This is a genomic window from Pedobacter sp. (genome assembly GCF_035566355.1).
Taxonomy (GTDB): Bacteria; Bacteroidota; Bacteroidia; order Sphingobacteriales; family Sphingobacteriaceae; genus Pedobacter.
The window spans coordinates 1-5954 of record NZ_DATMRL010000127.1 but is presented as its reverse complement, the minus strand read 5'-3'; the positions used below and the strand labels follow the sequence as shown (position 1 = coordinate 5954).

Below are 5954 nucleotides of genomic sequence, written 5' to 3'. Positions count from 1 at the left end.
TTTATATTTCTACCGGATTATATAGAATGCCACGGCCTGGAGCACTTTCATGCTTCTGTAGAAGCTATGGAGCAGATCACCCAATTTGTGAGCTGCGAATTTGCCGTACGCCCCTTTCTTTTAAAATATGGAATGCAAATGATGGATCAGATGCAGCGCTGGTCCTTGCATGAGAACCATAAAGTAAGAAGACTGGCTACAGAAGGTTGCCGTCCAAGATTGCCCTGGGCTGTTGCAGTACCTCAGCTTAAGCAAGATCCAGGCCCGATATTACCCATCCTGGAAAACCTCAAAAATGACCCTTCAGACTTTGTACGCAAAAGCGTAGCCAATAATCTTAACGATATTTCTAAAGATCACCCGGAGGTGGTTCTGGATATTGCCAGCCGCTGGAAGGGCTTCAGTAAAGAGACCGATGCCATCATTAAACACGGCTGCCGGACCCTGCTCAAACAAGGGCACTCCAAAATACTTAAACATTACACACTCGACAGCAAAGACATTGACTGCAGCGATTTCAAAATACTTACACCTGAAGTAAAAATTGGAGACCATCTTGAATTCAGTTTCCAGCTCAGAAACAAATCCAGATCTGCAAAAACCATTCGGCTGGAATACGCCCTTTATTACAAAAGACAAAACGGGAAAGCATCCCGTAAAGTTTTTAAGATCAGCGAAAAACTCTACGCACCGTCTGAAAGCATAGTTATCAACCGAAAACAAAGCTTTAAACTCATTACAACCCGGAAATTTTATGCGGGCACCCATCAGCTCTCCGTGATTATCAACGGAACAGAGAAAGAAAGTCTGGGTTTTAACCTGGTGTAGAAATTTGCTCCCGCTGTTCCAGCTGTCTGTCTTTTACCGAGCCATCTTCACTCACTCCAAGTTTCCAGTAGGCATAAGCATAGAGTTCTTCCCTTTCCCAACCCTTATCCTTGCGCAGATAATCACGGATATTTTTTACTGCAGTAAATTCAGCAGCTACGTATCCAAAACGGGTAGTCAGATGGTCCTCAGGTATTACCGTATGCTTAACTGCATCAGAAAGCAATGTACCTGTTCCCGGATGCTCATTGTATAGCCAATTGATCTGTATACCTTCAGGGGCAATCAGATGCTGCAGATCTGCTTTATCCTGAACCTCTATATGAGCAATTCCTTTAGCTTCTGCCGGCAAGCTTTCTAAAATAGCAGCGAGTACCGGAATACCAGTTCCGTCTGCAACCAGAAGATACCAGTCGGCCTTTGGATAGAGTGTACTGTTTTTGTCTTTCATGGCTACTCCCAGTGCATCACCCGGTTTTGCAGCAATTGCCCATGCAGAAGCTGGTCCGCTATCACCATGCGCCACAAAATCGATCACCATTTCTTTCTTTTCCAAATCAAAAGCCCGGTGTGTGTAGGTCCGGACAAAAGGTTTGACCTCCTCAGGAGGATGAATCCATTCATTTGTCGGCACATCATAAGCCGGAAAATGCACCTGATCTATGCCAGCAGGAGGAATAAAGATTTTGTTATTTACGCCAATAGTCGTGTCTTTAAATTTAAGAATATCCTCGCCAGTCAGCGTAACCCGGATATAATGAGGCGTAACGTATTCTTTATCTTTTACAAAAAGTACAGCCTGTATAATGGATGGTTTATTTTCTTTTTCACTCATAAGGTATTTCTGATGCCGGTTAATTTGTGCCTGTCTTAGCCATGTCCATTCGACATGGCTAAACAGGACTTTATCAATCTAACCAAATATATATTGAACCTTTCCCATCCCATGCAAAAATTCCAGAAGGGAAACTGAGACAAATATACACTATATAGAATCATTCTAAACAATATGTTTCTTTATGATATTAAACTGACATTCCAGATACCAGAGCCCTTTGCAAATATATTTTACTAATTTTGCGATTTAGGAAACTCATTAAACCATGAAAATAGCCCTTAACCATAAGAGTCCGGTTCCGCTTCACATCCAGGCAGAAGAATTACTGCGCAGGATGATCAAGGAGCCAGAATTTCAGAATGGTAAACTACTTCCCAATGAGATTGATCTGGCCAACCAGCTTGCCATATCCCGCACAACTTTGCGCCAGGCACTGAACAAGCTGGTCTATGAGGGGCTGTTAATTCGTAAAAAAGGAGTTGGGACTAAAGTAGCAGATGCTTTGATCAGCTCAAAATCAACAAACTGGCTGAGTTTCTCTCAGGAAATGAAAGCCCGCGGAATCCCAATAAAAAACTTTGAACTTCACATCAGCTGGATTTATCCGGATGAGATACTGGCTAATTTCTTTAATATAAAAACAGACCAAAAGATATTAAAGCTGGAACGATTGAGAGGTCGCCCGGAAGGGCCATTTGTTTATTTTGTTTCTTATTTCCATCCGCGCACCGGATTAACTGGCGAAGAAGATTTCAAAAGACCACTCTATGACATCCTGGAAGCAGATTACAATATCGTTACAGAATTGTCTAAAGAAGAAATCAGTGCAAAAGCCGCAGATAAATTTATCGCTGCAAAACTGGAAACCGAACCCGGAAGTCCAATCTTATTCCGTAAACGTTTCGTTTATGACCAGGCAGACCGCCCGATAGAATATAATCTGGGCTATTACCGTGCAGATAGTTTTGTATATACGGTAGAAAGCAGAAGGGGCTAGCAAAGCCCCCCCTTATTATTTTACCTCTTTAGCTTCCAGTTCCGTAATTGCACTCCACAGCACACCTGCCTCGCCTCTAAAGCTGGCGGAACCCTGTGGTTTATTATCTGGAGTATACCATTCAAAAAATCCTTTATTTTTAACCACACGATCTAACATGGGCTTCATCGCCTCACAAGCCTCTTTCAGCAAGTCATAACGGATGAGCTGAGAGACCATTCTTCCCCCAAACCAAGTCCAGTCTCCTCCATTCTGATAAGAATATGGGCCCATACCCTGGTTTTTGAAAAAGCCCTTAGGGTACACGGGATAAATAGTTAAACCTATCGTTGCCGCATTCGCTTTCTTCACATTTTCCTGCATTTTATGGTAAGCAGTTTTAACTTCCTCCTTACTCAGCAGACCAGCCTCAATCGCAATAGCTGTGCCACCCTGATAATAAATCTCTGACTCCTTAAACGAAGACGGGAAAGGAGAACCATTTAAATAAATATGAGGTATAAATTTTTGCGCTTTTTGATCCCAAAGATATTTACGAATATTGGCCGAAAGGCTTTTCTGAACGCCTGTCCAGTACTTCTGAGCCACTGGAGACAAACTTGCCATACTCAAGAAATCCTTTATAGCAATCACAAACATCGCATTATCATAGATATCAATGCTCCGGTGAGAATTTGAATCCAAAACTACCCCCCAGCTATGTTCAGGCTGTACATCACCCCAATCTACCGTTGTAGCACCCCATACAAGCCCATATTTTTTCACAAATCTCTGCTTCAGCAAAAAGTCCATTGCCTGCTCCAGTCGCTTTTGAACAGATAGTCCACCAACAGTATCTTTCAAAATGCTCTTGTCTCCTGTTCCCCTTATATATTTAGCCACAGCCTGAACTAAAGAAGTCTCCTGATCAGTCTCAACTGTATTCTTATGCCCGGCATATTCCGGGGCAAGTTTAGAATGATAAAAATCATAAGAAACACCGGCCTTTTTAGCCGGTATATAACCATCCAGAATTCCGCCATCCGGCTGCTGAAACTGAAAAAATGTAATCAAATGCTTCTTGATTTGTTCCTTGTCATTGACTTTACAGGCCACCGTAATAAAAGTATTCAGATCCCTGATCCATACCTCTCCATAGCCATCGCCGGCAGTAAAACCTTTTTTTATCAGTTGCTCTGCCATTCCCTTTACGGTATCTGCTAAAGGCTTGATAGCGCTGATTTCCCCAGCAGCACCCTGCTGCGCAGAACACGTCCCCAAAAGGATGAACATTGCGAAGTTCAAAAACAATATCTTCTTCATTGGCCTATTTTTTAAGGTGATGAAGCGATCATGTACTACTACCAAATTTTATTCCTATCGGTTTGTGTACATGATGACTTCACCATCTGTTACTTTGTATATACATAGTTACATATTAATTTAATACGAACAAAATAATTTATAAGCAACAACAGATAACAACGCCAATAAAAACAGAACCAGCACTAAAAAACTTATATTAGTAGCATCTGATACAGAACCTATGGTCAACAATTACGATAGAATTGCAAAGTATTATGATTTTTTAAGCCGCACTGTCTTTTTTAAAGCACAAGTCAATGCGCAGACCGAACAACTCCCTTTTATTCCCCCTGGGAGCAAGATCCTGATCGCTGGAGGAGGAACCGGCTGGATCCTCAGCAAAATTGCAGAACTCCAGCCAAAAGGGCTCCGCATCACCTATATAGAAATCTCCTCAGAAATGATTGCCCTGGCCAGGAAAAGAGATATTAAAGAAAACAGTATTGAACTGATCAATACCCCGATAGAAGATTACCATACCCAAAAAAAATTTGATGTCATCCTGACTGCATTTTTATTTGACAATTTCAGCCGGGAAAAAGCAGAACTGGTCTTCCATAAACTTCACAACTTGCTTAAGACAGAGGGCGTATGGTTATTTTCCGATTTTTCTTATCAGCCCAAAATTGGAAAAATATGGCAGTACATCATGCTGAAAATCATGTACTTCTTTTTTAGGATGATCTCCAACGTAGAGGCCCGAGAACTGCCGGATATCGGAATTTACTTTAAAAAGAATAAGTATAAAAAGATGTTCAGGAAGCGGTACTATAAGAATTTCATCAAAGCGACGGTATATCAAAAAAATAGCCTTTAAATAAAAAAACCAGGCAATCCTACCTGGTTTTTGTCAAACAAAACAAAACTTAGATCTAACCAAACATCTAATATTTTAAGCAGAGGACCTGCTCTGTGCCACCCACTTGTGGCAATTTCTTATTATCAAATGATCCCCTGATCATTACAATGCAAATATAAAATAAAATCTACTAATTTAATAGACTATTATTGATTTTTATATTTCCCTTAAAAAACAACCAATAATATTATCTATTCATCAACAAAAACAACAAAACATTACGAATACCATCAAACAACTAAAAAAAGACCGACATAAAACACCAACAGGAAAAGATCCGGACCACTTTTTAAATCTTAAATACATTCCTGTAGGATGTTTATTATCTTTGGATATGGGTATTAATTTAAAACAACTTGCCGCTGAACTTAAACTCTCCACCTCCACTGTATCCCGTGCACTTCATGACAGCCATGAAATCAGCACGGAAACCAAACAGCGGGTGAGAGAAATGGCTGAAAAATTAAGTTACCAGCCCAACCCCTATGCCAGCAGCCTGCGAAAACAAAAAAGCAAGACCATTGCGCTCGTCATTCCTGAAATAGACAATAATTTTTTCACGCTCGCCATCAACGGCATCGAAGAAATCGCGCAAAAGAAAAACTATCATGTGCTGATCTATCTGACCCATGAAGACATTAACAAAGAAATTGCCATTGCCAAACACCTGTTGAGTGGCCGCGTAGATGGCATCCTGATCTCTGTCACCAGTCAGACTGAAGAAATTGAACACCTGACCACGCTGTACAGTACAGGCATACCAATTGTTTTCTTTGACCGCATCTGTGACCAGATCGATACAGCAAAAATCACTACGGATGATTACGACAGTGGCTATAAAGCGACACATCATCTTATCGAGGCCGGATGTAGAAATATCGCTTACCTCCAGGTATCCGAAACCCTGTCCATCAGTAAAAAAAGATTTGCAGGATTTAAGGAAGCCCTGCATAAAGAGAATATCCCATTGCAGACCGACCTTGTGCTCACCTGTGCAGACAGTAACGAAAGCAATTATGAGCAGATCAAAAACCTCCTTCTTTCCAAAAACCGGCCAGATGGCATTTTTGCTTCAGTAGAAAAACTGG

At 41.1% G+C, this 5954-nt stretch carries 6 protein-coding genes; 4 read left to right on the top strand and 2 right to left on the bottom strand.

The genetic code is table 11. The annotated features are described in order from the left end of the window. On the top strand, window positions 1–828 hold an 828-nt coding region (locus VNZ46_RS05000; protein WP_325559028.1), incomplete at its 5' end, for a DNA alkylation repair protein. Here VNZ46_RS05000 and VNZ46_RS04995 read toward each other — a convergent pair. Then, window positions 815–1663, bottom strand: coding sequence for a siderophore-interacting protein (locus VNZ46_RS04995; protein WP_325559027.1), 849 nt, complete (start codon window positions 1661–1663; stop codon window positions 815–817). The genes VNZ46_RS05000 and VNZ46_RS04995 overlap by 14 nt on opposite strands. A 268-nt stretch (window positions 1664–1931) precedes the next feature. Here VNZ46_RS04995 and VNZ46_RS04990 point away from each other — a divergent pair, with 268 nt between their 5' ends. Then, window positions 1932–2663 carry a GntR family transcriptional regulator gene (locus VNZ46_RS04990; protein ID WP_108550039.1) on the top strand — a complete coding sequence of 244 codons (732 nt, stop codon included), beginning with the start codon at window positions 1932–1934 and terminating at the stop codon, window positions 2661–2663. A 15-nt stretch (window positions 2664–2678) separates the two neighbouring features. Here the strand turns inward: VNZ46_RS04990 and VNZ46_RS04985 are convergent, their stop codons facing one another. Next, complete coding sequence (locus VNZ46_RS04985; protein WP_325559025.1) at window positions 2679–3965, bottom strand: GH36-type glycosyl hydrolase domain-containing protein; 1287 nt, start codon at window positions 3963–3965, stop codon at window positions 2679–2681. 223 nt (window positions 3966–4188) lie between these two features. Between VNZ46_RS04985 and VNZ46_RS04980 the strand changes: the two genes are divergently transcribed. Then, on the top strand, window positions 4189–4824 hold the full coding sequence (locus VNZ46_RS04980; RefSeq protein ID WP_325559024.1) for a class I SAM-dependent methyltransferase: 636 nt from the start codon (window positions 4189–4191) through the stop codon (window positions 4822–4824). Between the two features lie 376 nt (window positions 4825–5200). After that, a partial coding sequence (locus VNZ46_RS04975) for a LacI family DNA-binding transcriptional regulator (RefSeq protein ID WP_325559023.1) occupies window positions 5201–5954 on the top strand: 754 nt, incomplete at its 3' end.